This is a genomic window from Corynebacterium sp. Marseille-P3884 (genome assembly GCF_017942225.1).
Lineage (GTDB): Bacteria > Actinomycetota > Actinomycetes > Mycobacteriales > Mycobacteriaceae > Corynebacterium.
The window spans coordinates 34,392-60,856 of record NZ_JAGKSD010000014.1; the positions used below are offsets into that span (position 1 = coordinate 34,392).

Genomic DNA, 26,465 nt, shown 5'->3' on the forward strand with positions numbered 1-26,465 from the left:
GGGAAGGACGCAGAACTCGCCCCGGGGCGGGGGGAGAAGCCGGGGCAGAGACGACAAAATCGCCGCGCAGCGGGGTGGGCTGCGGGGCGATTCGTCGTTAGGCGAAGGTGCGTTTTAGTGCTTGGCCTCGTACTTGACGGGCTCCGGCAGGCCGCGGTCTTCGCGGACGCGGCGGGAGATGCGCTCGAGTGCGATGAGCGACTCGACGACCATCTCCGGGGTGACCGGGAACGGCATGTTGTGGATGGTCTCGTGCTCGGCGGTGGCGGCCTTGGCCACGGCCTCGAGCTCGTCGGTGTCCTCGGGGGTGAGGCCGATCTCGGTCAGGGTATTGGGCAGGCCGACCTTGGTGGTGAACTCGATGAAGTCCTCGATCTCCTGGGCGTCGGCACCCTCCATGATCAGCTGGGCGCAGGTGCCGACGTTGACTTTCTGGCCGTGGGACAGGCCGTGAGTCTGCTCGGCGGCGGTGAGACCGTCGTGGATGGCGTGGGCAGCGGCGAGGCCACCGGACTCGAAGCCGAGGCCGGACAGGAGGGTGTTGGCCTCGACGACAGCTTCAAGCGCGGGGGTGACCACGCCGGAGCGGACGGCGTCGAGCGCGGCGAGGCCGTGCTCCCAGAGGATGTCCCAGCTGAGCTTCGCCAGGGCAGCACCGGCGCGGGTTGGGTGGCCGCCGTTCATCGTGGTGCCGTTGCCCTTCGCGGTGGCGCGGGCCTCGACCCAGGTCGCGAGAGCGTCGCCGATGCCGGCAACGAGGAATTCGACCGGAGCGCGGGCGACGAGCTGGGTGTCGATGAGCACGACGTCCGGGTTCTTCGGGAAGAAGCGGTACTCGTCGAACGCGCCGTCCTCGGTGTAGATCACGGCGAGCGTCGACGTCGGGGCGTCGGAGGATGCGGCGGTGGGAACGCTGGCCCACACGATGTCAGCGTCGAAGCCAGCGGCCTTCGCGGCGTCGATCGCCGAACCGCCGCCGATGCCGACGATGATGTCGTGGTCCTCGGCCTTGATCTTCTCCACCAGGCCATCGACGGCCTTCGCGGTCGCGAATTTCTCGAAGCCCACGCGGTTGACGGGAAGACCAGCGGATTCGAAGCCTTCAGCAAGTTGCTTTTCGACGATCCCCCACACCGTGTCGTCCGACACCAGCAACGGGTTCTCGCTGAGTTTCTTCAGGTGCTCGCCCAGATCGGAGATCGCACCCTTGCCTTGGATATAGCGGGACGGGGAAGAGAAAATGTCGTGTTGTGATATGGCCCCAACGGTACGCCGATCTCGTGACATGCGTTTTTGTCCGACGAAACGTCGGCAGGCGAGCCAGACTATTCGGGGACTGCCGCGTCGGAGCTGGAGCCAGACTCCTCTGCGGTTCGGGTGCCGGGGCCGGGCAGGGTGATGATGTCGAATTCGTCCTTGGCCAAGTGCGAGCGCAGATCCACCTTGTCGAATTTGCCCACCGATGTCTTGTCGATCGAGCTGACAAAAGTCCAGTACTCGGGAGCCATCCAGGTGGGAAGCTCACCAGCGAGGTCCTTGCGGAGCTTCTTGGCCACGTCGATCGTCGGGGTGACATCGGCGTGCAGGACGGTGATGGCTAGGGGGCGCTCGCCCCATTTCTTGTCGGGGTAGCCGATGACGGCGCATTCGACGACCTCGTCGGACTCCATGATGAGGTTCTCCAGCTGGGCGGAGTAAATCCACTCGCCGCCGGAGCGAATGACATCGCGGGAGCGGTCGTAGAGAGTCATGAAGCCGTCGGACGTCACAGTGCCCACGTCGCCAGTGCGCAGCCACCCGGACTCGGTGAAGGAGTCGTCGGAGGTGGGGACGGGCTCGCCGCGGAACGTCGATACGCGCTTTGCTGCTTCCGGATTCGACGGCCAGTAATACGACGCGATGACATTATTTCCGCGAACGTGGATCTCACCGTCGTTGCGGTCGGTGCGGGAGACGATGCCGCCGTCGTTGACCACACGGTATTCGAGCCACGGGGCGAAGCGACCCTGCGAGATGCGGTAGGCCCAACGGCGCTCGCCGGACGCGCCCGATGGGGGGCGAGCAACCGTGCCCACCGTGGAGGTCTCCGTCATGCCCCAGACGTGGATAATGTCCACGCCGTAGCGTTCCTCCCACACCTTGATCAGCGCCGGCGGGGCAGGGGAACCGCCGACGTAGATTTCTGTAAGCGACATGCGTTCTGGCGGGTTGTGCAGGTAGTGCACCATGAGCTGGATCCACAAGGTGGGCACGCCGTGCGCCACGCGCGGGTGCGTGCCGGCGATGAGCTTCGCCAGCGTCGGTGCCGACACATCCGAATCAGGCAGTACAAGGGGAGTGCCCGCCAAAAACGCGGAGAACGGCACGTTCCAGCTCAGCACGTGGTAGATCGGGATGCAGCACAAGAACGACTCACCGTGGGTGATCGCCAGCGAATCAGTGGCACGCAGGCTCATCGCCGTCAACCAGATCGACCGGTGCGAGTACGCGATGCCCTTCGGCGGGCCACTGGTCGCGGTGGAATAGCAGATCGCTGCGGCAGTGTTCTCGGGGAGTTCGGGCCAGGGATAGAGGGTGGACGCGCCGTCGAGAAGCGATTCGTACGAGAAAACCTCGACCCCGTCCGGGACCGCTGCGCGCTCGGCGCTCAAATCTGTCAGCCCCGTGAAACACACGGCACGCACCGTCGGGCATTCCTCCACAATGCGGCCCACCTTCGGCGCGAGGCGCGGATCCGCGATGAGCACCTCGATCTCCGCGTGGTTGACGATGTACGCGATCTGGTCCTCCATCAACTGCAGGTTCAGCGGCACGAACACCGACCCCTTCGCCGACGCGGCGAACATCACCTCGAGGTGCTCCGCGCAATTGTACAACAACGAGCCCACCCGTTGGTCCCCGTCGATGCCCAGGTGGTCCTCCAACGCATGCGCGAACGCCGCCGCGCGCGCACCGACCGCCGCGAACGTGGTTTCCTCCGCCTCGCCGTTGCGCCACGTGGTCACCTTCGTGCTCCCGTGCACCGACGCCCCGTATTCGAGAATGCGCCCGACGGAAAACGGCACTTCCTGCATGGTGGAAAGCATGCAGCTCACTCTACCGTGGCCCCCTTTAGCGCGGGTTGGTGAACCGCATTTTGCGCGCGTCCGCTACACTGTCGGACAAGATCGCGAGCTGAGGCGCTTTTCGCCTCCAGATTCCGCCCATGCCCTTAGCTTTTCCGCATGTAGCGCGTCTCCGATCTAGCGTGCACCACCTCCGCCCCTTATATATTGCGGGCTTTGATCGCCTGTCGGCCGAGAGTGGGGACAACCGCGTGAAAACACAGCGTCGCACGAATATGACGAAAGGACATCCGTGACCGATACGGGTAACGCCGCGAGCCAGGACCTCGCATCGCTGAAGCTTCCGGAGCTGCGCAAGATCGCCGCCGAAAAAGGCCTGCGCGGCACGTCCGCCCTGCGCAAGGGCGAGCTGATCCAAGCCATCACCACGGGCACCGTCCCGCAGCGCGCACGTCAGCGCGCCAGCGAGCAAGCCGCCGCAGACAACGCCGGCGCTGCTGAAGCTCCGAAGAACGACGACAAAAAGACCGAGAAGAGCGACGACAACAAGGGCGACGAGCAGCGCTACGAATCCCGCTCCGCCGCTCGCCGCGCGCGCCGCAACCGCGCCAAGCACGAGCAGAAGCTTGACGACGGCTCTGCTAACCGGGACTCCCACGACGACCGCGACTCCCGCGACTCCCGCGACGACCGTGGCGGCGATAACCGGGGCGACCGGAACGATCGCGACAACCGAGACAACCACGACGACCGTGGTGACCGGAACAACCGCGGAGATGGTAACAACAACCGCGGCGGCGGAAACAACCACGACGGTGGCGGTAACGGCGGAAATGGCGGCGGGGGGGGCCGTCGCGGACGCCGCAACCGCAGGAACCGCCGCAACCGCGATAACCACAACGGCGGTGGCGGCAACAACCAGAACCACAACAACGGCCAGGACCTGGACCCGGAGGAACTGCAGGAGGTCGCGGGCATCGTCGATATCGTCGATAACAACGCGGCGTTCGTGCGCACGACGGGGTACCGGGCGAACCAGGCGGACGTGTTCATCAACAACAACCTGGTGCGCCGCTGCGGCCTGCGCTCGGGCGATGCGGTGATCGGCCAGGTCCGCGCGAACGGTCAGGGGCACACGCACGGCAACGGCCGTAACCGCCACCGTTACAACCAGTTGGTGCGAGTGGACACGATCAACGGAATGACGGTGGACGAGGCGAAGCAGCGCGCGGAATTCCACAAGCTGACCCCGCTGTACCCGAATCAGCGTCTGCGTCTGGAAACCGAGCCGAATATCCTCACCACGCGCGTGATCGACCTGGTCATGCCGATCGGCAAGGGCCAGCGCGCGCTGATCGTCTCCCCGCCGAAGGCTGGTAAGACGACGATCCTGCAGAATATCGCCAACGCGATCGCGCATAACAACCCCGAGTGCTACCTCATGGTCGTGCTTGTCGACGAGCGCCCCGAGGAAGTCACCGACATGCAGCGCTCCGTGAAGGGAGAGGTCATCGCCTCCACCTTCGACCGCCCGCCGAGCGAGCACACTGCCGTGGCGGAGCTGGCCATCGAGCGCGCGAAGCGCCTCGTCGAGATGGGCCAGGACGTCGTGGTCCTGCTCGATTCCATCACCCGCCTGGGCCGCGCGTACAACAACTCGTCGCCGGCGTCGGGCCGCATCCTGTCCGGCGGCGTCGACTCGAACGCCCTGTACCCGCCGAAGCGCTTCCTGGGTGCTGCCCGCAATATCGAGGAAGGTGGCTCGCTGACCATTATCGCGACCGCCATGGTGGAGACTGGCTCGGCAGGCGACACTGTCATCTTCGAGGAGTTCAAGGGCACCGGCAACGCTGAACTCAAGCTCGACCGCAAGATCGCCGAGCGCCGCGTCTTCCCGGCCGTGGACGTCAATCCGTCCGGCACGCGCAAGGACGAGCTGCTCATGAGCCCGGAGGAGACGCGCATCATGCACAAGCTGCGCCGCATCCTCTCCGCGCTCGACCCGCAGCAGTCCATTGACATGCTGATCAAGCAGCTGAAGAAGACGAAGAACAACGGCGAATTCCTCGTTGGCGTGGCGCAATCCGCACCGATGGCCGCGGACCAGGAGACGGAGGAATACCAGTAATGGCAGAGAAATCGCAGGTTTCGCTTGTCGACGACTACGTCTCCGAGTACCAGGGCATCCAAGCCCAGATGAGCGACCCGGAAGTGGTCGGCGACCAGGATCTCTTCCGCAAGCTGTCCAAGCGCTACGCGCAGCTGCAGCCGATCATCAACGTCAACAACGATCTCAACCAGGCCCGCGAGGACCACGAGGCCGCCGCTGAGATGGCAGCCGAGGACAAGGAGTTCGCCGAGGAGGCCGCGCGCCTCGAAGGCGAGATCGTGCGCCTGGAGGAGGAGCTCGCTGATCTGCTCGCTCCGCGCGACGAGCACGACGCCGACGACGTGATCATGGAGATCAAGGCCGGCGCAGGTGGCGAAGAAGCCGCGCTCTTCGCCGGCGATTTGGCCCGCATGTACCAGAAGTACGCCGAGAAGGCGGGTCTGAGCTGGGATGTTCTCGACGTCGCAGAGTCCGACCTGGGCGGTGTCAAAGACATGACTGTCTCGGTGACCATGAAGAACCCGTCGCGCGACGGCGCGTGGTCGAAGCTGAAATTCGAGGGCGGCGTCCACCGCGTGCAGCGCATTCCGGTGACGGAATCGCAGGGCCGCATCCAGACGTCGGCAGCTGGCGTGTACGTCTTCCCGGAGACGGAGGACGTCGGCGAGATCGAGATCGACGAAAAGGACATCCGCGTCGACGTGTACCGTTCCTCCGGTAAGGGCGGCCAGGGTGTCAACACGACGGACTCGGCCGTGCGCATCACGCACCTGCCCACGGGCATCGTGGTCACGTGTCAGAAGGAGCGTTCCCAGATCCAGAACCGCGCGCGTGCGATGCAGGTTCTCCAGGCCCGTCTCGAGCAGGCCGAGCGTGAAAAGGCCGAGGCCGAGGCAGCGGAAGGCCGCGCTTCGCAGGTCCGCACCATGGACCGTTCGGAGCGCATCCGCACCTACAACTGGCCGGAGAACCGCATCTCGGACCACCGCATCGGTTTCAAGGCGAACAACCTCGACTCCGTGCTCGACGGCAACATGGACGACCTGATCACCGCGCTCCAGACCCACGAGCGCCAGGAACGACTTGAAGCAGAGTAGCCTCCGCTCAGCGATCGATAACGCAACGCAATCGCTTATCGACGCCCACGTTGCCTCCCCCGAAGTCGATGCCCGCCTCATCGCCGCCCACCTTCTCGGTGTGCCCGCAACTCAGCTGATTTTGGCCGAGCCGACGCCTGAATTCGAGGCGGACTACGCGGCCCTTATCGCCCGCCGCGTCGAGCGTGAGCCGCTGCAGCACATTCTCGGCACCGCGCCCTTCGGAGTGCACGATTTGAAGGTCGGCCCGGGCGTGTTCATCCCGCGCCTGGAGACCGAGGTGCTCGCCGAGTGGGCGGTGGAGCAGGCACCCACCGGCACTGTCGTCGACTTCGGCACCGGTTCCGGTGCGCTGGCGATTTATATCGCCGAGCGGGCACGCCCCGAACTCGTCATCGGCGTGGAGAAATCTCCCGTCGCCATCGCAGCTGCCCGCGGCAACGCCGCCGCGCATTCCAACGTGCGGATCATCGAGGGCGACATGACCGACCCGGACCTGCTATTCGAGCTGACCGGCACCGTTGACCTTATCGTCGCCAATCCGCCGTACGTTCCGTTCGTGCCGGAAGAATCCGGTGAACTCGAACCGGAGGTCTACCGCGACCCACTGGAAGCCGTCTTCTCCGGCGACGACGGCATGGACGCTATCCGCGGGCTCATTCCTGTCGCGGCTCGGCTGCTCGCCCCGGGCGGGAAACTCGGCATCGAGCACGACGACACGACAGCCGCGCTCACCCGCGAACTGGTCGAAGCTGACGGTTCATTTGAAAATATCCGCAACATGCCCGACCTCACGGGGCGCGACCGTTTCGTCACGGCGAGTAAGCTACGGACAAACTGACCTCTTTCATCTCTTAAGGAGCACCACTTCAATGCCCAGCAGAATCTACGACTGCCTTGACCCCCAGGGGCGCAAGGACGGCATTGACGCCGCCGTAAAGGCAGTTCGCGCGGGGCAGTGCGTGGTGTTGCCGACTGACACGGTCTACGGGATTGGGGTGGACGCGTTCAATCCGGATGCCGTCGCAAAGCTCCTTGCTACAAAGCGTCGCGGCCCTGATATGCCTGTACCTGTTCTCGTGGGCTCGTGGACCACGATTCAGGGGCTGGTGCGCGAGTTCACGGATACTGCGAAAACGCTGGTCGAGGCGTTTTGGCCCGGCGGTCTTTCCCTCGTTGTGCCTGAGGCGCCGTCGCTGCCGTGGAATCTCGGCGACACCCGCGGCACCGTCCTGTTGCGCATGCCCCTGCAGCCCGTTGCGATCGAGCTGCTCCGCGAAGTCGGTCCGATGGCTGTGTCGAGCGCCAATATCTCGGGGCAAGCCCCGCCGGTGTCGGCTGCTGGCGCGCGCGACCAATTCGGGGAGGCCGTGCAGACCTACCTCGACGGAGGCACCGCGCAGGTGGGGGAGCCGTCGACCATCCTGGACATCTCCGGTCCCGCGCCGGTGATTCTCCGCGAGGGCGCCGTGAGCCCGGAACGCATTGGTGAGGTCCTGAACCTTGACCCGGAGCAACTGAGGCGGAAAGACCGGTGACCGGATCAGGCGTCCCTCTGCGAGAGCTGGGGCTGGTCATCCTCGTCGCTGCGGTGCTCAGTTTCCTAGCTACGGGTCCTATTCGCTCCGTCCTCGTTCGAACCGGCCGGATCGCGGAGATCCGCGAGCGTGACGTGCACACCCAGCCCACCCCGAGCCTCGGCGGCGTGGCCATGTTCACCGGGTTCTTGTCCGCTGTGTACCTGGCGATGCAATTGCCGGCGCTCACCCGCGGGTTCGCTCCCGTGACCCCCGAGATGACGGCCGTGGTCGTGGGGGCCTTCCTCATCGTGGTCGTCGGAATTATCGACGACCTCTACGAGCTCGGCGCCCTCTCCAAATTCTTCGGCCAAGTCGTCGCCGCAGTGACCATGTCGGTGATGGGGCTGTCCTTCAATGTCTTCTACCTGCCGTTCGGCGGCGGAACGACATTGATCCTCGACCCAGCGCAGGGCGTTATTGTGTCCTCGCTGATCATCGTGATGCTCATCAACGCCTTCAACTTTGTCGACGGCATCGACGGACTGGCAGCCGGCCTCGGCATGATCGCCGGCGCCGCTATCCTCGTGTTCTCGTTGACCGTGCTTCACGATCAAGGCGGCGCCGTCTCCGCCTATCCGCCCGCCATCATCTGCGCTGCGCTCGTGGGTATGTGCGCCGGCTTCTTGCCGCACAACTACGAACCCGCGCGGATCTTCATGGGGGACTCGGGTGCCATGCTCATCGGGTTGCTGCTCGCCGCCGCATCGATCTCTGCGTCCGGCAAGATTAACATGTCGCTCTACGGCACCGCCGACTTCGTCGCCCTGATCAGCCCGTTTATCGTGGTGGTCGCCGCTGTCGCGCTGCCTGTCATCGACCTCATCATGGCCGTTATCCGCCGCGTGTCCCAGGGCAAGAGCCCGTTTGCCGCTGACCGTCAGCACATTCACCACCGCCTCCTCGCGCTCGGCCACACCCACCGCCGTACCGTTCTTGTGCTGTACATGTGGGTGTCTGCGATCGCGTTCGGAGCAGTGAGCTTCTCCGTTATTCCGTCGCGCTATGCCGCCGCGCTGCTCATCACCGCGATCCTGTTCGCTGCCGCCGCTACCGCCGTGCCCGCGATGAAAGGAAAGATCGGACCCGCGCGGTAGCATGAGCATCTGTGAATACAGAAGCTAAAGACGTCCCCGAGTACGAAGACCCCCAAGCTCCGCTCAAGCGTGCACTGAAATTGGGCACTGGGGCTCTGATCGTTCTCACCCTCGTCTCTCTCGCGGCCTGGGGTGCAGCACGTGACCTGCCCGGCATCTGGGGAGTGATCCTCGGCGCAGCCGTCGGCGGCGGCTTCGTCCTCCTGACCGTCATCTCCGTCCTCGCGACCGCGAACACCACGCCGTCTATGACCATGGCTGTCGTCCTTGGAAGCTGGCTAGTCAAGCTTTTAGTCCTGATCGGACTGATGATGTGGCTGCGCACGATGGACTTCTACGACACCGCCGCATTCGGGGTGACCACCATTGCGGCTCTCGTTGTCGTCCTTGCCTCTGAAGTGTGGGGAATCATGACGACTCGGGCTATGTACGTCGGGTAGCAGGACCTACGCTGCCCCTGTGACTCAGCTAACAGCAACCTGAATGGTGCCCACACCTGCTCATACGCCCAGCCTGAATAAACCCCCGCAACAACCTCCCCCCAACGTGCCCGATTCGCCCCATCTGCTGATAGGCTAATCGCGGGTTAGAAGAGGAGAGCTACGCCTTAATGGGGTAATCACCTCTAAAAGTCCCCTGCACCGCGGTAGCTGATGTGCGACGGAATCCGCCGCGGAAAGCAGAAATGAAGACGTCCATCGCACCGCACTTCCAAAGAGTGCGGCCCGAGAACGGGAGAGAACGCTGAGCGTTACAACTTTGGCCATGAGGGGCAGCTTCCACGCACCCGAATTGGACCCAGAATTTTTCCCGGGGCAATACTACGGCCACATCATCGGGGAAGACTTCCTCGGTGGTTGGTTCGCGCTGGATCGCATCATGATCGTCCGCCTGTTCATGGCGGCCGTCCTGATCATCCTTTTCCTGCTGGCCTTCCGGAAACCCCAGCTGGTTCCCAAAGGTCTGCAGAACTTCGGTGAGCTCGCAGTGGACTTCGTCCGTCTGCACATCGCCGAAGACATCTTGGGCAAGAAAGAAGGCCGCCGATTCCTTCCGGTAATCGCGACCATCTTCTTCACGGTCCTCTTCATGAACGTTGCCACGATCATTCCGGGGTTGAACATCTCGCCGAGCTCGCGAATCGGTCTACCGATCGTGCTCGCGCTGGTGGGATACTTCACCATGATCTACGCAGGCGCATCGCGCTACGGATTCGGCAAATACGTGAAGCACTCGCTCGTGATCCCCAACTTGCCACCCGTGCTCCACCTCCTGGTGGTGCCGATCGAGTTCTTCTCGACATTCATTCTGCGTCCGGTCACCCTGGCTCTTCGTCTCATGGCGAACTTCCTGGCCGGCCACATCATTCTCGTCATGCTGTACTCCGCCACGAACTTCTTCTTCTGGCAGCTCAACGGCTGGACGGCAATGGGTGGCCTCACACTGGTCGCAGCGGTCCTGTTCACCCTGTTCGAGTTGATTGTCATCTTCCTGCAGGCGTACATCTTCGCCCTTCTGGTCGCGGTGTACATCGAACTGGCGCTGCACGCAGATTCGCACTAGTCAGGCGCGAACTGACACACGGTCAACTGAATAACCCCACTCACAACGTCAAAGCCCGGGCCGCAGACGGCACGGGCACCAAGAAAGGGAACGACTTTCCATGAACGACATCATCCTCGCGCAGGCAGCAGACGCCACCAAGTACACCGGTCTCGGCGCCATCGGCTACGGCATCGCCACCATCGGCCCGGGCCTGGGCATCGGCATTCTCGTCGGCAAGACCGTCGAGGGCATGGCACGTCAGCCGGAGATGGCTGGCCAGCTGCGCACCACGATGTTCCTGGGTATCGCCTTCGTCGAGGCGCTCGCCCTGATCGGCTTCGTCGCCGGCTTCCTGTTCTAAAAGAACACGCACATTAACTCGTAAACCTTTTAGTACAGGAGCAACCAATGACGAACGTCATCTACCTACTTGCGGCCGAGGGGGCCGAGGACTTTCCGCTCGAGGGCGGAAACTCCATCCTCCTGCCCAAGAACTACGACCTCGTCTGGTCCCTCGTTGTCTTCCTCATCGTCTTCCTTCTCTTCTGGAAGTTCGTGCTTCCGAAGTTCCAGGAAGTCCTCGCAGAGCGCGAAGACAAGATCAAGGGCGGCATTGAGCGCGCCGAGTCCGCTCAGGCGCAGGCCAAGGCTGCTCTGGAGAAGAACAACGCACAGCTCGCTGAGGCACGCGCCGAAGCCGCCGAAATCCGCGAAGCCGCCCGCCAGAAGGGCAAGGAGATCGAGGCAGAAGCCCGCGCCAACGCAGAGGCAGAGTCCCGCCGCATCGTCGCAAACGGCGAGAAGCAGCTCCAGGCCTCCCGCGAGCAGGTCATCGCTGAACTTCGCAACGACCTGGGCCAGAACTCCATCACGTTGGCAGAGGAACTGCTTGGTGAGGAACTGTCGGACAACACCCGACGCTCCAACACCATCGATTCCTTCCTGAGCCAGCTGGATACCGTCTCCGCCCGCTCGGCGACGCGGAAGTGAGGTAGTCCATGAAAGCAGCTAGCCGCGAAGCACAGACTCGGGTTGCCGAGAAACTGGACGCATTTCTGCGCAACGCTGGCGACACCGTCTCCACCGCAGCGCAGGTGGGCACCGAACTGTTCCTCGTTGTGGACCAGCTCGAAAACCACCGCCCCCTGCGTGTCGCAGTGGCAGACACCTCCCTGAAGCCGGAGCAGCGCTCGGGCATGATCAGCGACGTCTTCAACGGCAAGGTGGGGGATGCCACCCTGACCGTTTTGAAGGAGGCCGCTGAGCAGGACTGGTCGACCCCGCGCGAGTTCCGCGAGGGACTCGTGCACCTGGGTCGCCGGGCGCTCCTCCGTGGCGCCGAGAACGAGGGCAAGCTCGAGCACGTTGAAAACGAGCTCTTCGCACTGTCCCGTCTTCTTGAGCGCGAGGGCGAGCTGACCCAGCTGCTGTCCGACCGCCGCGCAACCGCAGACCAGAAGCGCCAGCTTCTGGCGAGCGTCCTGTACGGCAAGGTGACCATGTACACCGAGGCGCTTGCGCTGCAGGTGATTGGTCGCCCCGAGCACAACCCGGTTGACGACATCGCCGCAGTTTCCCGCGAGTCCGCCGAGTTGACGGGCAAGACGGTTGCGGAGGTCGCATCCGCGACAGAGCTGACTGATGCGCAGCGTGACGCACTGGCAGACAAGCTAGGCAAGATTTACGGCCGCGAGATGGCCATCCACTCCGAGGTTGACCCCAGCCTCCTCGGCGGTGTGACCATCCGCGTTGGCGACGAGCTTATCGACGGCTCCACGCGCGGCAAACTGCAGCGCCTGCGTGCCGACATGGCAGCCAACACGGCTTACTAATGACGAAAAATGCTGGAACAATCTACCGAGAGCAGGAAGAACATGGCGGAGCTGACGATCTCCTCCGATGAGATCCGTAGCGCGATAGCGAACTACACCTCGAGCTACTCCGCGGAGGCCTCCCGTGAGGAGGTCGGCGTGGTGACGTCGGCTGCAGATGGCATTGCCCAGGTTTCCGGGCTGCCGGGCTGCATGACCAACGAGCTGCTTGAGTTCCCGAACGGCGTCATCGGCGTCGCACAGAACCTCGACACCGACACGATCGGTGTTGTGGTGCTGGGTAATTTCGAGACCCTCACTGAGGGCGACAAAGTTGTACGGACCGGCGAGGTCCTGTCCATCCCGGTCGGAGAGGAATTCCTCGGCCGCGTAATCAACCCCCTGGGCCAGCCGATCGACGGTCTTGGCCCGATCGAGGCCGAAGAAGAGCGTGTGCTCGAGCTTCAGGCCGCGAGTGTGCTCGACCGTCAGCCGGTCGAGGAGCCGATGCAGACGGGCATCAAGGCGATTGACGCCATGACCCCGATCGGCCGTGGCCAGCGTCAGCTGATCATCGGCGACCGCAAGACCGGTAAGACCGCGGTCTGCATCGACACCATCCTCAACCAGAAGGCCTACTGGGAGACCGGCGACAAGACGAAGCAGGTCCGCTGCATCTACGTCGCCATCGGCCAGAAGGGCTCGACCATCGCAGGTGTGCGCCGCACCCTCGAGGAGAATGGCGCTCTGGAGTACACCACGATCGTGGCTGCTCCGGCGTCCGATTCCGCGGGCTTCAAGTGGCTGGCACCGTTTGCCGGCGCTGCGCTGGGCCAGCACTGGATGTACCAGGGCAACCACGTCCTGGTCATCTACGATGATCTGACCAAGCAGGCCGAGGCGTACCGTGCGATCTCGCTGCTGCTTCGTCGCCCGCCGGGCCGCGAGGCATACCCGGGTGACGTGTTCTACCTGCACTCCCGTCTGCTCGAGCGCGCAGCCAAGCTTAACGACGAGCTCGGCGCCGGCTCCCTGACCGCTCTCCCGATCATCGAGACGAAGGCGAACGACGTGGGCGCCTTCATTCCGACGAACGTCATCTCGATTACCGATGGTCAGTGCTTCCTCCAGTCCGACCTGTTCAACCAGGGCGTCCGCCCGGCTATCGACGTGGGTATCTCCGTGTCCCGTGTCGGTGGCGCAGCGCAGACCAAGGGCATGAAGAAGGTCGCCGGTAACCTGCGTCTGGACCTGGCCGCCTACCGCGACCTCGAGTCCTTCGCAGCATTCGCGTCCGACCTCGACGACGCTTCCAAGCGTCAGCTCGAGCGCGGCCAGCGCCTCGTCGAGCTGCTGAAGCAGTCCGAGAACTCGCCGCAGCCGGTCGAGTACCAGATCATCTCGATCTTCCTCGCCAACGAGGGCGCTTTCGACTCCGTTCCCGTCGAAGATGTCCGCCGTTACGAGGCAGAGCTGCACGAGACGGTCCGTGCTGAGGCTCCGGAGGTCTACGAGCAGGTTGAAGGCGGCACCGCGCTGTCCGACGAGTCCAAGGAGACTCTCAAGTCGGTCAACGATCGTTTCGCCCGCACCTTCCAGCCGACCAATGAGGAGCACGTCGTCCGCGAGCCGGAGGCAAAGCCCCTCGACGAGTCGGATGTGTCGAAGCACCAGATCAACGTTTCTCGTAAGTCGCAGAAGCGCGACTAGTTCAGTCCAGAGCAAGCTAGACGAACTAGACGAGCGAATACGACTCACTACGACTTAAGAGAAAGGAGGAGCACACACCATGGCTACACTTCGCGAACTGCGTGACCGCATCAGGTCAGTCAATTCCACGAAGAAGATCACCAAGGCCCAGGAGCTGATCGCGACCTCGCGCATCACCAAAGCCCAGCAGCGCGTTGAGGCGGCACAGCCGTACGCCAACGAGATGCAGGACATGATGGAGCGCCTGGTCTCTGCGACCAACCTGGATCACCCGATGCTTCGTGAACGCGAAAACGGCAAGGTGGCGGCGATGCTCGTGGTCACATCCGACCGCGGCATGGCCGGTGGCTACAACCACAACGTGCTCAAGAAGGCTGGCGAACTGGAGCGTATGCTCCGGGACAACGGCTACGACGTGGTCCGCTTTATCACCGGCGGCAAGGGCGTCAGCCACTACGATTTCCGTGATCAGGAGATTGCGGGAGAGTGGACTGGTTGGTCCCAGGATCCGTCGTGGGAGTCCACCCATGACGTCCGCCAGCACATGATCCAGGGCTTCGAAGCTAGCTCCGAGGGTGAGGCGAAGTGGCGTAACGGCCTGCGCAGCACCGAGGGGCAGGCTGTCCGTGGCTTCGACCAGGTGCACGTTGTGTACACGAAGTTCGTGTCGATGCTGTCGCAAGAAGCTACTGTTCACCAGCTGCTTCCGATCGAGCCCGTCTTCCATGACGTCGAGTTCGAGCAGGAAGATCTGTTGAGCACGTCCGGTGCCGTGTTGCCGGACATGGATTTCGAGCCGGATGCAGAAACGCTCATGGAGCAGCTGCTTCCCGCGTACGTTTCCAGGTCGCTCTACTCGATCTTCCTGGAGGCGTCGGCAGCGGAGTCCGCGTCTCGACGCACCGCGATGAAGAACGCGACCGACAACGCAACCGAACTTGCCGGCGAGCTTTCGCGTGAAGCGAACCAGCTCCGTCAGGCGAAGATTACCCAGGAAATCACCGAGATTATCGGCGGCGCTGGCGCGTTGTCCGGTAGCGGAGAAAGTGACTAGAACATGACTACAGCTCAATCTTTTGATGGGCGTAACGACGAGCCGACCGGGGCTGAGGACAACGTCGCAGCCTCCGGTGCCGTCGAGAACGCCGCTGATAATGCCAACCAGGCTCGTAGCGCTGAGAGCACGCAGAACCCGCAGGGCTCCGAGAACGGCCGCGTCGTGCGCGTCATCGGCGCCGTCGTCGACGTGGAGTTCCCGCGCGGCGAGCTGCCGGAGCTCTACAACGCTCTGCAAACCAACATCGAGCTCGAGGCAGTGGCTAAGACCATTACTCTCGAGGTCGCTCAGTTCCTGAGCGACGGCCTCGTCCGTACCATCGCCATGGCTCCGACCGACGGCCTCGTCCGCGGCGCCAAGGTCGTCGACTCCGGCAACCCGATTTCGGTTCCGGTCGGCGACCAGGTCAAGGGCCACGTCTTCAACGCTCTGGGCGACTGCCTGGACGACCCGTCGGTCGGCCAGGACGGCGAGCGCTGGGGCATCCACCGTGAGCCCCCGGCATTCAAGGACCTCGAGGGCAAGACCGAGATTCTCGAGACCGGTATTAAGGTCATCGACCTCCTCACCCCGTACGTCAAGGGCGGCAAGATCGGCCTGTTCGGCGGCGCTGGTGTGGGCAAGACCGTTCTCATCCAGGAGATGATTACCCGTATTGCACGCGAGTTCTCCGGTACGTCGGTCTTCGCCGGCGTCGGCGAGCGTACGCGTGAGGGTACGGACCTCTTCCTCGAGATGGAAGACATGGGCGTCCTTCAGGACACCGCCCTTGTCTTCGGCCAGATGGACGAGCCGCCCGGGGTCCGTATGCGCGTGGCCCTGTCCGGCCTGACCATGGCTGAGTACTTCCGCGATGTTCAGAACCAGGACGTGCTGCTGTTCATCGACAACATCTTCCGTTTCACCCAGGCAGGTTCTGAGGTGTCCACGCTGCTCGGCCGTATGCCGTCTGCTGTGGGTTACCAGCCGACCCTGGCTGACGAGATGGGTGTTCTCCAGGAGCGCATTACCTCGACCAAGGGCCGTTCGATTACGTCTCTGCAGGCCGTTTACGTGCCGGCTGACGACTACACCGACCCGGCCCCGGCGACGACCTTCGCTCACCTGGATGCGACGACCGAGCTCTCCCGTTCCATCGCCTCGAAGGGTATTTACCCGGCTGTGGATCCGCTGACCTCGACCTCCCGCATCCTGGAGCCGGGCATCGTCGGCGAGCGCCACTACGCGGTCGCTCAGAAGGTGATCAACATCCTGCAGAAGAACAAGGAGCTGCAGGACATCATCGCCATCCTCGGTATGGACGAGCTGTCCGAGGAAGACAAGATCACCGTTATGCGCGCTCGTAAGATCCAGCGCTTCCTGGGCCAGAACTTCTTCGTCGCGAAGAAGTTCACCGGCGACGAGGGTTCCTACGTGCCGCTCGAGGAGACGATCGACGCGTTCGACCGTCTCGCGTCCGGCGAGTTCGACCACTACCCGGAGCAGGCCTTCAACAACCTCGGCGGTCTGGAAGACGTCGAGGCTGCGTACAAGAAGCTGCAAGAGAAGTAGGAGTAGCTCATGGCTGAAATCACCGCGCACCTCGTTTCGGTTGAGCGCATGTTGTGGTCTGGCGAGGCGAAGGTTGTCACCGCCCAGACCTCCGAAGGTGAGATCGGCGTGCTGCCCGGCCACGAGCCGTTCTTGGGCCAGCTCAAGGAAAACGGTGTCGTGACCATCACCCCGGTCGACGGCGACAAGGTTGTTGCGGCCGTCCAGGGTGGGTTCGTCTCGGTGACTGGCAATAAGGTCACCATTTTGGCGGACTACGCGATCTTCGCCGATGAGGTCGATGCCAACGGTGCGTTCGACGAGGAGGATCCGACGTCGAAGGCTCGTCACGACGCAGAGCAAGCAGCTTTGCGACGTAGCGGCAACGCCTAGTTCTCCCTTTCCGCCCGGACTGAGCCTACTGGCTTGGTCCGGGCGATTTCTTTTCTCGGGGGTACAACTTTCGACGGTTCAGAGATGATGGGTCTTGTCATTAAACTGGACCCTTATGAAGCTTCTCGGGTTCCTCTTCGGCGCAGTAGTAGTGGTGCTGCTTGCCGGCGCGCTGTGGAGGTTCCTGACGGTTCGGAATAACGGCACACCGGCGTTGCTGCGCAAGCTCCCAGCGACGGGCACGCATGGGTGGCGCCACGGTATTGCTGTATATACCGGCGAAACGATGCGCTTTTTCAAGCTGCGCTCGCTGTCTTTCTCGGCGGATATGGAGCTGAATCGTTCCATGCTCTCGATTGACGGCAATAGACAGGCCACTGAGACCGAACGGCATTTCATGCCAGGGGTCGAGGTGGTCGTTTTGTTTTCTTCGGCGAGCGAGAAATTTGAGTTCGCGACGGACCGCCATGCGGGCATGGCGTTGGTGTCGTGGGTGGAGTCTGCCCCGGACAGGCGGCAGGTGCGCACGGACATGAATAGGCTCCACAATCGCGCGTTCAGGTCGAGCCTGGGCAATCTCTAGCCGAAGGGGGCCGTGGGATGCGCGGCGCGTCGTCGGCGCTAGGGTAGGGGACTATGCGTCTTGTTATCGCCCGTTGTTCGGTGGACTATGTCGGCCGCTTGGATGCGCATTTGCCTATCGCGGACCGTCTGATCATGGTCAAGGCAGACGGCTCGTTGTCGGTGCATGCGGATGACCGAGCCTATAAGCCGCTGAACTGGATGACCCCTCCGTGTACGATCGTGGAAGAACCGATCGTAGACGTCGACGGGGACGAGACCGGTGCGCAGCTGTGGGTCGTGGAGAACCCGAAGGGTGAGCAGCTGCGCGTGACCGTTGAGGAGATCCATTCGGATGTCACCTACGACCTCGGCGTCGACCCGGGGTTGATCAAGGACGGCGTGGAATCCCATCTGCAGGAGCTCTTGGCGGAGCACATCACGGTGCTAGGCGAGGGGTACACGCTCGTGCGCCGCGAATACCCGACGCCGCTGGGCCCGGTAGATATCATGGCGAAAGACCCTAACGGCACGGCGATCGCAGTCGAGGTGAAACGCCGCGGCAATATCGACGGCGTGGAGCAGCTCACGCGTTACGTGGAAATGCTCAGCCGCGATTCACTGCTCGGCGATGTCAAAGGCGTATTCGCTGCCCAGGAGATCAAGCCGCAGGCAAAAACGCTCGCTGAAGACCGCGGAATCAGGTGTGTCACCCTCGATTACGATGAGTTGCGCGGCATTGAGAGCAACGAGTTGCGGTTGTTTTAGAGATGCCGCGGAGGAATCGTCGATACGCGCCGAAAACGCGTCCTTTGCCGCGCGACGGCGGGTCGTATTACGGCACGCGCGAGGAGGTCGGCCCGCACGGGGACATCTATTTAGTCCGTCACATGGGGTCGGCCTCGGCGCAGAAGTACTACGTGTGTCCGCGGTGCAACCAGAACATTCCGCCTGGGGTGTCACATATCGTGGCGTGGCCGCGGGACACCGGCGGCAGGGGCGACGATCGGAGGCACTGGCATAGGCACTGCTGGGAGCGTCGTTAAGCGAAAAGCGTGTGCATCGCGCCGTGCGTGTTGGGCACGATGCGGCCGCGCGGCGAGCGCCAGGTGGGCGTGCCCGCGACGTTCACGATGCGTCCGCGTTTGTTGCGTCCCGGGTCGTCGTCGTTGACGCGGTTGTGGTAGCGGCACAGCGGCGCGAGGTTCGCGATGTTGGTCTCGCCGCCGTGCTTCCACGCGGTGATGTGGTGAATTTCGCACGCGTCGGCGCTGTGACGGCAGTCGGGCACGGGGCACACGGGACTCGTTGCGCGCGCGAGAACGCGCTGTTTCTCATTCGCTAATCGACGCCCGCGGTACAGGTTCACCGCCCCTTCCTCCGGGTGGAACGTGGCCGCCTCGAGGTGGTTCTCCGCTGTCGCGTAATGCTGGTTGAGGAATTCCGCGCCGGTCATCGACGTGCCGTCCGTGAGCTGCAATATCGTCTCGTCGCCCGTGCCTTGGTGGATTTTCACCCAGTCAGGCAGCGGGATGAGCAGCAGCGGACGCGGGACGGCGTACGGGACTCCGTGCGCGCTTGTTTCCGGCGGACTACCTTCCGCGTGATAGCCGCGCATGAGCCGCAGGAAATTCTCGAGCATCTGTGGGGCGACGGGTGTGGAGGTGTCCACGCCGGTCATGAGCGCGTGTTCGAGGTCCGACATGTCACGATCGCTGGCGGTGACCGTCATGGTGCGGCAGCCTGCCTTGGATCGGGTGAACGTGACCTGTTTGCGCGGGGGCTTTTCTGTGCCGGGGACGATCTTCCTGGCGAGGCGGGCGAGAGCCTTGTAGTTGCCAGTCGCGTCGAGAAGCATGAGGCGTAACTTGGTACGCGTGCGGTTCGACGCGACCTTCTTGATGCGCCGCTCGATGAGCACGAGCTGGTCGAGCGAGAAACCCTTCCGCTGTGCTTTTTCGCGCGCGATGCGTTGTTTTTGGCGTGACGACGTTTTCCCGAAGTAGACCGCGTGCAGTCCTTCCCACTCTCTGACGCGGTTCGGGTCCATTCCCGCGTCGAGCGCTAATTGCTTATCGAAGTCCGCGAGGACGTCTATCGCCGCCCCCGACATTGTCTGGATCAGTGTTCTAAATAGGTTCATACCTCGAACGCTAGCGGCCCGCCAGGGCCGAGTAAAGCGCTAAATGCGCACTATAATGCGCATTTTCATGGAACCTTTCACGCCGTTGTGGTGCCCGAGTGACACCTGCCGGGCCCTGCGCCCCACGTGTCTGGTGGGGCGCAGACCTGGGGCTAGCGGAGGCGGTAGAACTGCGCGCTCATCGCCGGCAGGTGGAACGAGGCGGACTGCTCGAAGGAGTCCCAGGGGTGGGGGTCGGTGGAGACGGCGTCGGCAAGCGGTTGGCCCGCGCCGTTGTAGCGCGCGTCGTCGGTGTTGAGGATCAGCTCCCACTCGCCGGCGCGCGGCAGCCCCAGGCGGTAATCGGGGTGGGACGCGCCGGACAGGTTGATGACGGCGAGTACCGGCGTTCCGTCCGCGCCCCAGCGGATGTAGGCGAGGATATTGTGCTGCGAATCGTCGCCCTTGATCCACTGGAAGCCCATCGGGGTGTTGTCCTGGCTGTAAAGGGCGGGCGTGTCGCGGTACAGGTGGTTCAAATCGCGCACGAGGGTGCGGATGCCGTGGTGGTACTCGCTGTCCCAGCCCTCGAGGTCGTCCCAGTTGATGGAGCCGGCCTCAGCCCACTCGGTGGTCTGTCCGAATTCGCAGCCCATGAACATGAGCTGCTTGCCGGGGTGGGAGAACATGTACGCGTACAGGTTGCGCACACCGGCGGCCTTGTTCCAGGCATCGCCGGGCATGCGCTCCCACAGGGACCCCTTGCCGTGGACGACTTCGTCGTGGCTGAACGGCAGGACGTAGCGCTCGGAGAAGGCGTACACGAGGGAGAACGTGATCTCGTGGTGGTGGTAGGAGCGGTGGATGGGGTCGAGGGCGAAGTATTCGAGGGTGTCGTTCATCCAGCCCATGTTCCACTTCAGGGAGAACCCGAGGCCGTCGGCGGAGGTCTGGGCGGTCACGCCCGGCCACGCGGTGGATTCCTCGGCGATGGTGAGCACGCCCGGGTGGGTGCGGTGCACGGTGCCGTTGACTTCCTGGAGGAATTGGACGGCGTCGAGGTTCTCGCGGCCACCGAATTGGTTCGGCAGCCACTCGCCGGGGTTGCGGGAGTAGTCGAGGTAGAGCATGGAGGCGACGGCGTCGACGCGGATGCCGTCGAGGTGGTACTCCTCGAACCAGTACAAGGCGTTGGCGACGAGGAAGTTGCGCACCTCGTTGCGGCCGAAGTCGAAGACGTAGGTGCCCCAGTCTTTTTGTTCGCCGCGGCGCCAGTCGGGGTGCTCGTAGAGGGCGGTGCCGTCGAAACGCGCCAGTGCCCATTCATCTTTGGGGAAGTGCGCGGGGACCCAGTCGACGATCACGCCGATGCCAGCGTTGTGGAGCGTATCGACGAGATACTTGAAGTCCTCCGGCGACCCCCACCGCGCGGTGGGAGCGTAGTAGCCGGAGACTTGGTAGCCCCAGGAGCCGCCGAAGGGGTGCTCGGCAACGGGGAGGAATTCGACGTGCGTGTAGCCATGCTCGACGAGGTAGGGGACGAGCTCGCGGGCGAGTTCGCGGTAGCCGTACCCGACGCGCCAGGAGCCGATGTGCACCTCGTAGACGCTCATGGGAGCGTTCGTCGCGTCGGTGCCGGGGCGTGCGGCCATCCACTCGTGGTCGGTCCACGCGTACTCGTCAGCACCGGAGACCACGGAGACGGTTTCCGGGGGAGTCTTGGTTTGCTTCGCCAACGGATCCGCCTTATCGACGGCCCGTCCATCCGCCCCCTGCACCGTGAACTTGTACTCGGTACCAGGTGTGATGCCGGGGATGAAGATCTCCCAGATGCCGGTCGAGCCGAGGGTGCGCATCGGGTACTGGTTCGGGTTCCAGTTGCAGAACTCGCCAATGACGGCGACACCCTGCGCATTCGGTGCCCACACCGCGAAGGACGTGCCTTTCACCTCGCCCATGGAGGTGTTGTAGGTGTGCTGGTTCGCACCGAGGACCTCCCACAGGCGCTCGTGGCGGCCCTCACCGATGAGGTGGAGGTCGAAAGAGCTCAGGGTGGGGAGGAAGTGGTACGGGTCCGCGATGATGACGGGCGGGGCATCCGGGTAGGAGACCTGGATGCGGTAGTCCGGTGCGAGGTCGTCGTCGAGAGGCAGGACCCAGATATCGTCGCCGATCGGGGTCATGGGCTTGCCCTGGTTGTGAATCAGCACCTCCACGTGGGTCGCGCCGAGCAGACGCGTGCGGATCACAGAGCCTGTCGACGTGGCGTGCCACCCATAGAAATCATGAGGCGCGTGGTGCTTGCACTCGAGGAGTCGGCGCCGGTCCTCATCCGGGATGTAGTGCGCCGGTTCCAGCTGTGCGGGGGTGTCGTCGTAGCCGGAGGTCATGGTGTTCCTTATAAATGGTCGGTCGATATCCGTTCGAAGGAATATCTTACGGGCGATAGTCCTCGTCGGGGATGTGGCGGAAGGCGAGGCGGGTGCGGGAGGGTTCGTCGATAAGCGGAAGGCGGAAGATGTGCGCGACGTTGTCGACGGGGCTCAAGCGGACGTAATTGCGCATGGTCCATTCGTAGTCGGCGCCGGAGATCTCGTCGTGGACGGGGAAGCTCGCGCCGGGCGCAAGTCCGAGGGCGTCCATGTTGAGCGTGACCGTGGCCTCCTGTGTGTATGTCGGGTCGAGGTTGATCACGGTAAGGACGCTGTCGCCGGTCGCGGCGTCGAATTTGGAGAAGACGAGGATGTTGTCGTTGTCCGCGTCGTGGAAGTGCAGGTTACGCAGCTGCTGGAACGCCGGGTGCTCGCGGCGGATGGTGTTGAGCCGCGTGATGTACGGTTCCAGCGAATCGCCGCGCTCGAGGGCCGCTTGGAAGTCGCGGGGACGCAGCTCGTACTTCTCGGAGTTGAGGTATTCCTCGCTGCCGGGCGCGACAGGCTCGTGCTCGTAGAGCTCGAAACCGGAGTACATGCCCCACAGCGGGCTGAGCGTGGCCGCGAGCGTGGCGCGGATCGCGAAAGCCGCGCGGTTCCCCGTCTGGATGAACGCGTGGAGGATATCCGGGGTGTTGACCCAGAACGACGGGCGCGAGATGTCGACAAACCGCACGGCTTGCTCGGTGAAGCCCGTGAGTTCCTTCTTCGTCGTCTTCCACGGGAAGTAGGTGTAGGACTGCGAGAACCCGGCCTTGGCCAAGCCGAGCAGGCGCGGCGGGCGGGTGAAGGCTTCCGCGAGGAAGATCACGTCGGGGTGCGTCTTGTGGACCTTGTTGATGATCCAGTGCCAGAAGTCCACCGGCTTGGTGTGCGGATTGTCCACGCGGAAGGTCGTAATCCCCAGCTTCACCCACACCATGAGCGCGCGGTAGATCTCTTTGTAGATCCCGTCGGCGTCGTTGTCGAAGTTGATGGGGTAGATGTCCTGGTACTTCTTCGGCGGGTTCTCGGCATAGGCGATGGTGCCGTCGGCGAGCACGGTGAAAAATTCCGGGTGTTTTACCGCCCACGGGTGGTCAGGCGCGGCCTGGAGGGCGAAGTCGAGGGCGACTTCGAGGCCGAGCTCCTTTGCGCGGTCGAGCAGCTTCTTCAGGTCCTTCTCGGTGCCGAGCTCCGGGTGGATCGCGTCGTGGCCGCCATCTTTCGAACCGATGGCCCACGGCGAGCCGACGTCTCCCTCTTCGGCGACGAGGGTGTTGTTGGGGCCCTTGCGGTTCTTGTCGCCAATGGGGTGAATGGGCGGGAAGTAGACAGTGTCGAAGCCCATCGCGGCAACGCGCGGCAGGGCGTCCATGGTGGTTTCGAACGTGCCGTGGACGGGGTGGGCGTCGGCGTCCCAGCCGCCGGTGGAGCGCGGGAAGAGCTCGTACCAGGAGCTGAACAGGGCCTTTTTGCGCTCCACGAGGATCTGACAGGTCGGGCCTTCGGTGACGAGGTCGCGGACAGGGCGTCCGGCGAGCACCTCCGCGACCGACGGGTCGAGTGCCGGTTCGAGGCGCTCGCGCAGTGGGGCGTCGGATTCGAGGGCCTCGGCGGCGTTCAGCAACTGGCTGCTGCCGGCGGCGTGGGCACCAGCCTCGGAAGCGGCGCGGTGCAGCAGCTCGGCACCGTGGGACAGGTCGTTGGCCATCTCGGCGGCGGACTGGCCGGCCGCGGACTTCTTGGTCACGGCGTTGCGCCAGGTGGCCATCGGGTCGGACCAAGCCTCGACGCGGAAGGTCCACAGGCCGGTCGTGTCAGGAGTGATCACGGCGTGGCAGTAATCGGGGCGGTCGGCTTCCGGGGTCATGGGCACGGAGTATTCGTGCCCCTCCGGGTCCGTCACGACGACAGTGGCAGCGATCGCATCGTGCCCCTCGCGCCACACCAGCGCGGAAATAGGTACGACCTCGCCGACGACAGCCTTGGTAGGCAGGGCGCCGTCGGCGGTGCGGGGTCGGACGTCGTCGATTCCAAGTCGGCCGATCACTGGGCTCACGTCGATTCACCTCGTCCAATTGACGTTGCAGGGGGCTTAAAGGGTGCACGGGCACGCCTTCTGACTCCCAGAGTAGCGAAGTGGCCATGTCAGTCGGCCGTCGTGAAGCAAAATGCGTCACAATGGAAAGCGTGACTGACCGAACTGCTGAAATTGAACCGACTAACCCCGATTTGCTGCTGGATTTCCGCGGCGTGGAGTTCCGCCGCGGCGGGAACACGCTGGTGGGGCCGATTGACTGGCAGGTGGAGCTGGATGAGCGGTGGGTCGTGATCGGCCCGAACGGCGCCGGCAAGACATCGTTGATCCGGATGGCGGCGGCGCAGGAATTCCCGTCCGCTGGCACGGCGTTCGTGCTGGGCGAGCAGATCGGCAAGACCGACATGCGCGATCTGCGCGCGGTGATCGGCATGACCACCTCGGAGCTGGCTACCCGCGTGCCGGTCGACGAGCGCGTCGAAGATTTGGTGCTTTCCGGCGGCTACGCGGTCGTGGGCCGCTGGCGCGAGGAATACGAGGAGCAGGACTACGAGCAGGTGCACGACGCGCTCGACCAGGTCGGCGGATTCCACCTGCTGGGCCGCCGCTGGGGCACGTTGTCGGACGGCGAGAAGAAGCGTGTGCTCATTGCCCGCGCGATCATGGTCAACCCGGAGCTGCTCATCATGGACGAGCCCGGCGCGGGACTCGACCTCGGCGGCCGCGAGGATCTCGTCGCGTACTTGGGCGATCTCGCGCTCGACCCGGATGCGCCGGCGATCGTGATGATCACGCACCACGTTGAGGAGATCCCGTTCGGCTTCACCCACGCGCTGCTGCTCGACGAAGGCGATGTCGTCGCCCAAGGCCTCATCGACGACGTCCTCACCAGCGAGAACTTGACCAAGGCGTACCACCAGCCGATCAAGCTCACGAAGGAAGACGACCGCTTCTTCGCGCGGAGGGAGCGGCGGGGTGGGGCGCACCGTCGATAAGCGGAGGTGAAACTGTGCCCACGCGCGACGAAGAGGACATGCTGGGGATCAACTACGGGCGCCTCGCGGCGACCGTGATCCTCGTGCGCGATGGTGCTCACGGCCTCGAGGTGTGGATGCAGGAGCGCGTGCTCACGATGCGCAATTACCCGGGGATGACCGTCTTCCCGGGCGGCGGCGTGGACATCCGCGATTTTCCACCCACGAGGGAGGACGCGAAAGAGCTGTGGTCGGGCCGTTCCGCGTCGGATTTGGCGAAGCAGCTCGACGTCAAGCCGCGCCAGGCGCACGCGCTCATGTTCGCCGCCGTGCGCGAGCTCTTCGAGGAAACAGGCACGCTTTTGCTTGTCGACGACACCGGTGCCCTGTTAAGCGACGCCCGCCCCTTCCACCGCGAGCGCAAACGCCTGGAAAGCCACGAGCTGTCGCTCACGGAACTGCTGGAAGAAACCGGGCTGGATGTCGACGCGACCCTGCTCAAGCCGTCCGGCCGCTGGGTGGGCAAATCAGAGAAAGGCCAGTGGTTCGACACATTCTCGTTCGTCGCGGAGCTGCCCGACGGCCAGGCGCCCGACGTCACCACCGGCGAGGCCAGCGACGCGAACTGGTTCCCGCCGAGCTTGCTTATCGACGGCTGGCGCCAAGGTCTCGTCCGCTTCGCCCCCTCCACGTGGGCGCAGGTGTACGACATGGCTGAATTCGACTCTGTCGCCGAGGTCATGTCGCATGTGAAGGGCTTAGAGATCGAAGCCATCGTCGGTGATCCGGTGGGGATCGAGCGCTACTCTGAACTTTTCGACCGCCAGCCCGTCAACCGGATGGGAAAGAAATTTGAGCTTTAGCCCCGCAGAAATCCGTTTTCTGTCTGCACACCGCGACGACATCGCCCGCGTCGCAGCCTCCGGTGAGGTGGCACTGACCAAGAAATCCGCGATCGCCGACCGCACTGTGCTGTCCAAGCTTTTCGACGATCAAGCCCGCGCCGTGATGGAGCTCCTCCAGGCACGGCAAACGCTCGCCCCCAAGCTTGCAGGACCTGCCGCGGACTGGATGGCCGACAGCGATTCAGCCCAGCAGGCCACCCCGTTCGCGGTGTCGCAGGTCCGCGCCGGGCGCATCGCAGCGGCGGGCGCATCGCTGGTGCATGATGTGACGTGCTCGATCGGCACGGAGGCGCCCGCTGTGACTGCGGCGGGCATGGACTGGCTCGGCACGGACTTCCCCCCTTAGTGTGGTTTAAAAAAAAGGACGGAGCCCCTTCCCCGGAGGGGAGAAAATGGGGGCCCTCATGGAACCCCCCCCTTCTTTCGCCCGAGAGGGCGACCCCCCCCGGGGCCGCAGGC

The 26,465-nt window shown here is 63.8% G+C and carries 25 protein-coding genes; 20 read left to right on the plus strand and 5 right to left on the minus strand.

Translation table 11 applies throughout. The features are described from left to right. Nucleotides 1-114: 114 nt before the first annotated feature. Together J5Y21_RS08965 and J5Y21_RS08970 are read right to left on the minus strand one after the other, a co-directional pair. Nucleotides 115-1,287, minus strand: coding sequence for a glycerol dehydrogenase (locus J5Y21_RS08965; protein WP_210574676.1), 1,173 nt, complete (start codon nucleotides 1,285-1,287; stop codon nucleotides 115-117). 38 nt (nucleotides 1,288-1,325) lie between these two features. Beyond that, on the minus strand, nucleotides 1,326-3,086 hold the full coding sequence (locus tag J5Y21_RS08970; protein ID WP_210574678.1) for a long-chain fatty-acid--CoA ligase: 1,761 nt from the start codon (nucleotides 3,084-3,086) through the stop codon (nucleotides 1,326-1,328). Between the two features lie 271 nt (nucleotides 3,087-3,357). Between J5Y21_RS08970 and rho the strand changes: the two genes are divergently transcribed. The 17 genes from rho (at nucleotide 3,358) to J5Y21_RS11720 (ending at nucleotide 18,599) form a co-directional block, all read left to right on the plus strand. Continuing rightward, on the plus strand, nucleotides 3,358-5,193 hold the full coding sequence (rho, locus tag J5Y21_RS08975; protein WP_210574680.1) for a transcription termination factor Rho: 1,836 nt from the start codon (nucleotides 3,358-3,360) through the stop codon (nucleotides 5,191-5,193). Next, nucleotides 5,193-6,272 carry a peptide chain release factor 1 gene (prfA, locus tag J5Y21_RS08980; RefSeq protein WP_210574687.1) on the plus strand — a complete coding sequence of 360 codons (1,080 nt, stop codon included), beginning with the start codon at nucleotides 5,193-5,195 and terminating at the stop codon, nucleotides 6,270-6,272. The genes rho and prfA overlap by 1 nt, the downstream gene beginning before the upstream one ends. After that, a complete protein-coding gene (gene prmC, locus J5Y21_RS08985) occupies nucleotides 6,259-7,113 on the plus strand; it encodes a peptide chain release factor N(5)-glutamine methyltransferase (protein WP_210574689.1) in 855 nt (284 codons plus the stop codon). The genes prfA and prmC overlap by 14 nt, the downstream gene beginning before the upstream one ends. Before the next feature lie 31 nt (nucleotides 7,114-7,144). After that, entirely contained in the window at nucleotides 7,145-7,810 is a 666-nt protein-coding gene (locus tag J5Y21_RS08990; protein WP_210574699.1) for an L-threonylcarbamoyladenylate synthase, read from the plus strand. Beyond that, entirely contained in the window at nucleotides 7,807-8,946 is a 1,140-nt protein-coding gene (locus J5Y21_RS08995) for an MraY family glycosyltransferase (protein WP_210574701.1), read from the plus strand. Before J5Y21_RS08990 ends, J5Y21_RS08995 begins: the two co-directional genes overlap by 4 nt. Before the next feature lie 11 nt (nucleotides 8,947-8,957). Next, on the plus strand, nucleotides 8,958-9,386 hold the full coding sequence (locus J5Y21_RS09000) for a hypothetical protein (protein WP_210574703.1): 429 nt from the start codon (nucleotides 8,958-8,960) through the stop codon (nucleotides 9,384-9,386). A 325-nt stretch (nucleotides 9,387-9,711) separates the two neighbouring features. Next, complete coding sequence (gene atpB, locus J5Y21_RS09005) at nucleotides 9,712-10,509, plus strand: F0F1 ATP synthase subunit A (protein WP_210574704.1); 798 nt, start codon at nucleotides 9,712-9,714, stop codon at nucleotides 10,507-10,509. Between the two features lie 100 nt (nucleotides 10,510-10,609). Beyond that, nucleotides 10,610-10,852, plus strand: a complete 243-nt coding sequence (locus J5Y21_RS09010; RefSeq protein ID WP_210574711.1) for an ATP synthase F0 subunit C — start codon at nucleotides 10,610-10,612, stop codon at nucleotides 10,850-10,852. A gap of 47 nt (nucleotides 10,853-10,899) precedes the next feature. Further along, a complete protein-coding gene (locus tag J5Y21_RS09015; RefSeq protein WP_210574713.1) occupies nucleotides 10,900-11,481 on the plus strand; it encodes a F0F1 ATP synthase subunit B in 582 nt (193 codons plus the stop codon). Nucleotides 11,482-11,489: 8 nt separating this feature from the next. Further along, nucleotides 11,490-12,323 carry a F0F1 ATP synthase subunit delta gene (locus J5Y21_RS09020; protein ID WP_210574715.1) on the plus strand — a complete coding sequence of 278 codons (834 nt, stop codon included), beginning with the start codon at nucleotides 11,490-11,492 and terminating at the stop codon, nucleotides 12,321-12,323. A 9-nt stretch (nucleotides 12,324-12,332) separates the two neighbouring features. Beyond that, complete coding sequence (gene atpA / locus J5Y21_RS09025) at nucleotides 12,333-14,012, plus strand: F0F1 ATP synthase subunit alpha (protein WP_210574717.1); 1,680 nt, start codon at nucleotides 12,333-12,335, stop codon at nucleotides 14,010-14,012. A gap of 79 nt (nucleotides 14,013-14,091) precedes the next feature. Next, nucleotides 14,092-15,066 (plus strand): F0F1 ATP synthase subunit gamma, encoded by a 975-nt coding sequence (locus J5Y21_RS09030; protein ID WP_210574719.1) that lies wholly within the window; start codon nucleotides 14,092-14,094, stop codon nucleotides 15,064-15,066. Nucleotides 15,067-15,069: 3 nt separating this feature from the next. After that, entirely contained in the window at nucleotides 15,070-16,620 is a 1,551-nt protein-coding gene (gene atpD, locus J5Y21_RS09035) for a F0F1 ATP synthase subunit beta (protein ID WP_246875108.1), read from the plus strand. Nucleotides 16,621-16,629: 9 nt separating this feature from the next. Continuing rightward, nucleotides 16,630-16,992: a F0F1 ATP synthase subunit epsilon gene (locus tag J5Y21_RS09040; RefSeq protein ID WP_210574721.1), complete on the plus strand. Its 363-nt coding sequence runs from the start codon at nucleotides 16,630-16,632 to the stop codon at nucleotides 16,990-16,992. A 115-nt stretch (nucleotides 16,993-17,107) separates the two neighbouring features. Then, nucleotides 17,108-17,575, plus strand: a complete 468-nt coding sequence (locus J5Y21_RS09045) for a DUF2550 domain-containing protein (protein WP_210574722.1) — start codon at nucleotides 17,108-17,110, stop codon at nucleotides 17,573-17,575. Between the two features lie 53 nt (nucleotides 17,576-17,628). Next, nucleotides 17,629-18,321 carry an endonuclease NucS gene (gene nucS / locus J5Y21_RS09050; protein WP_210574724.1) on the plus strand — a complete coding sequence of 231 codons (693 nt, stop codon included), beginning with the start codon at nucleotides 17,629-17,631 and terminating at the stop codon, nucleotides 18,319-18,321. A 2-nt stretch (nucleotides 18,322-18,323) separates the two neighbouring features. Further along, on the plus strand, nucleotides 18,324-18,599 hold the full coding sequence (locus tag J5Y21_RS11720; RefSeq protein WP_246875110.1) for a hypothetical protein: 276 nt from the start codon (nucleotides 18,324-18,326) through the stop codon (nucleotides 18,597-18,599). Here the strand turns inward: J5Y21_RS11720 and J5Y21_RS09055 are convergent. From J5Y21_RS09055 to J5Y21_RS09065, 3 genes are all read right to left on the minus strand, one after another. Then, nucleotides 18,596-19,696, minus strand: a complete 1,101-nt coding sequence (locus tag J5Y21_RS09055) for an HNH endonuclease signature motif containing protein (RefSeq protein WP_210574726.1) — start codon at nucleotides 19,694-19,696, stop codon at nucleotides 18,596-18,598. The two genes, J5Y21_RS11720 and J5Y21_RS09055, sit on opposite strands and share 4 nt — an antisense overlap. 152 nt (nucleotides 19,697-19,848) lie before the next feature. Next, nucleotides 19,849-22,065 (minus strand): 1,4-alpha-glucan branching protein GlgB, encoded by a 2,217-nt coding sequence (gene glgB / locus J5Y21_RS09060; protein ID WP_210574728.1) that lies wholly within the window; start codon nucleotides 22,063-22,065, stop codon nucleotides 19,849-19,851. Between the two features lie 46 nt (nucleotides 22,066-22,111). Then, the gene (locus tag J5Y21_RS09065) at nucleotides 22,112-24,139 is read right to left on the minus strand and encodes a maltotransferase domain-containing protein (RefSeq protein WP_210574752.1); all 2,028 of its coding nucleotides are present in this window, start codon (nucleotides 24,137-24,139) and stop codon (nucleotides 22,112-22,114) included. 131 nt (nucleotides 24,140-24,270) lie between these two features. Between J5Y21_RS09065 and J5Y21_RS09070 the strand changes: the two genes are divergently transcribed. The 3 genes from J5Y21_RS09070 to J5Y21_RS09080 are packed head-to-tail and all read left to right on the plus strand — an operon-like array spanning nucleotide 24,271 to nucleotide 26,352. Beyond that, nucleotides 24,271-25,122, plus strand: a complete 852-nt coding sequence (locus J5Y21_RS09070) for an ABC transporter ATP-binding protein (protein ID WP_210574730.1) — start codon at nucleotides 24,271-24,273, stop codon at nucleotides 25,120-25,122. A gap of 14 nt (nucleotides 25,123-25,136) precedes the next feature. Further along, a complete protein-coding gene (locus J5Y21_RS09075) occupies nucleotides 25,137-25,964 on the plus strand; it encodes an NUDIX hydrolase (protein WP_349236982.1) in 828 nt (275 codons plus the stop codon). Further along, complete coding sequence (locus J5Y21_RS09080) at nucleotides 25,954-26,352, plus strand: hypothetical protein (protein WP_210574732.1); 399 nt, start codon at nucleotides 25,954-25,956, stop codon at nucleotides 26,350-26,352. Before J5Y21_RS09075 ends, J5Y21_RS09080 begins: the two co-directional genes overlap by 11 nt. Nucleotides 26,353-26,465: the final 113 nt, after the last annotated feature.

Excerpts from the sequence above, each read along its gene's own strand:
- J5Y21_RS09055 (WP_210574726.1), bottom strand. The coding sequence starts at position 19,696 with ATGAACCTATTTAGAACACTGATCCAGACAATGTCGGGGGCGGCGATA.
- J5Y21_RS09010 (WP_210574711.1), top strand. The coding sequence starts at position 10,610 with ATGAACGACATCATCCTCGCGCAGGCAGCAGACGCCACCAAGTACACC.
- J5Y21_RS09030 (WP_210574719.1), top strand. The coding sequence starts at position 14,092 with ATGGCTACACTTCGCGAACTGCGTGACCGCATCAGGTCAGTCAATTCC.
- J5Y21_RS09040 (WP_210574721.1), top strand. The coding sequence starts at position 16,630 with ATGGCTGAAATCACCGCGCACCTCGTTTCGGTTGAGCGCATGTTGTGG.
- J5Y21_RS09020 (WP_210574715.1), top strand. The coding sequence starts at position 11,490 with ATGAAAGCAGCTAGCCGCGAAGCACAGACTCGGGTTGCCGAGAAACTG.
- atpD (WP_246875108.1), top strand. The coding sequence starts at position 15,070 with ATGACTACAGCTCAATCTTTTGATGGGCGTAACGACGAGCCGACCGGG.
- J5Y21_RS11720 (WP_246875110.1), top strand. The coding sequence starts at position 18,324 with ATGCCGCGGAGGAATCGTCGATACGCGCCGAAAACGCGTCCTTTGCCG.
- J5Y21_RS08990 (WP_210574699.1), top strand. The coding sequence starts at position 7,145 with ATGCCCAGCAGAATCTACGACTGCCTTGACCCCCAGGGGCGCAAGGAC.
- atpA (WP_210574717.1), top strand. The coding sequence starts at position 12,333 with ATGCTGGAACAATCTACCGAGAGCAGGAAGAACATGGCGGAGCTGACG.
- J5Y21_RS08965 (WP_210574676.1), bottom strand. The coding sequence starts at position 1,287 with ATGTCACGAGATCGGCGTACCGTTGGGGCCATATCACAACACGACATT.
- nucS (WP_210574724.1), top strand. The coding sequence starts at position 17,629 with ATGCGTCTTGTTATCGCCCGTTGTTCGGTGGACTATGTCGGCCGCTTG.
- J5Y21_RS09015 (WP_210574713.1), top strand. The coding sequence starts at position 10,900 with ATGACGAACGTCATCTACCTACTTGCGGCCGAGGGGGCCGAGGACTTT.
- atpB (WP_210574704.1), top strand. The coding sequence starts at position 9,712 with ATGAGGGGCAGCTTCCACGCACCCGAATTGGACCCAGAATTTTTCCCG.
- J5Y21_RS09045 (WP_210574722.1), top strand. The coding sequence starts at position 17,108 with ATGAAGCTTCTCGGGTTCCTCTTCGGCGCAGTAGTAGTGGTGCTGCTT.
- J5Y21_RS09070 (WP_210574730.1), top strand. The coding sequence starts at position 24,271 with ATGGAAAGCGTGACTGACCGAACTGCTGAAATTGAACCGACTAACCCC.
- prfA (WP_210574687.1), top strand. The coding sequence starts at position 5,193 with ATGGCAGAGAAATCGCAGGTTTCGCTTGTCGACGACTACGTCTCCGAG.
- J5Y21_RS08970 (WP_210574678.1), bottom strand. The coding sequence starts at position 3,086 with ATGCTTTCCACCATGCAGGAAGTGCCGTTTTCCGTCGGGCGCATTCTC.
- glgB (WP_210574728.1), bottom strand. The coding sequence starts at position 22,065 with ATGACCTCCGGCTACGACGACACCCCCGCACAGCTGGAACCGGCGCAC.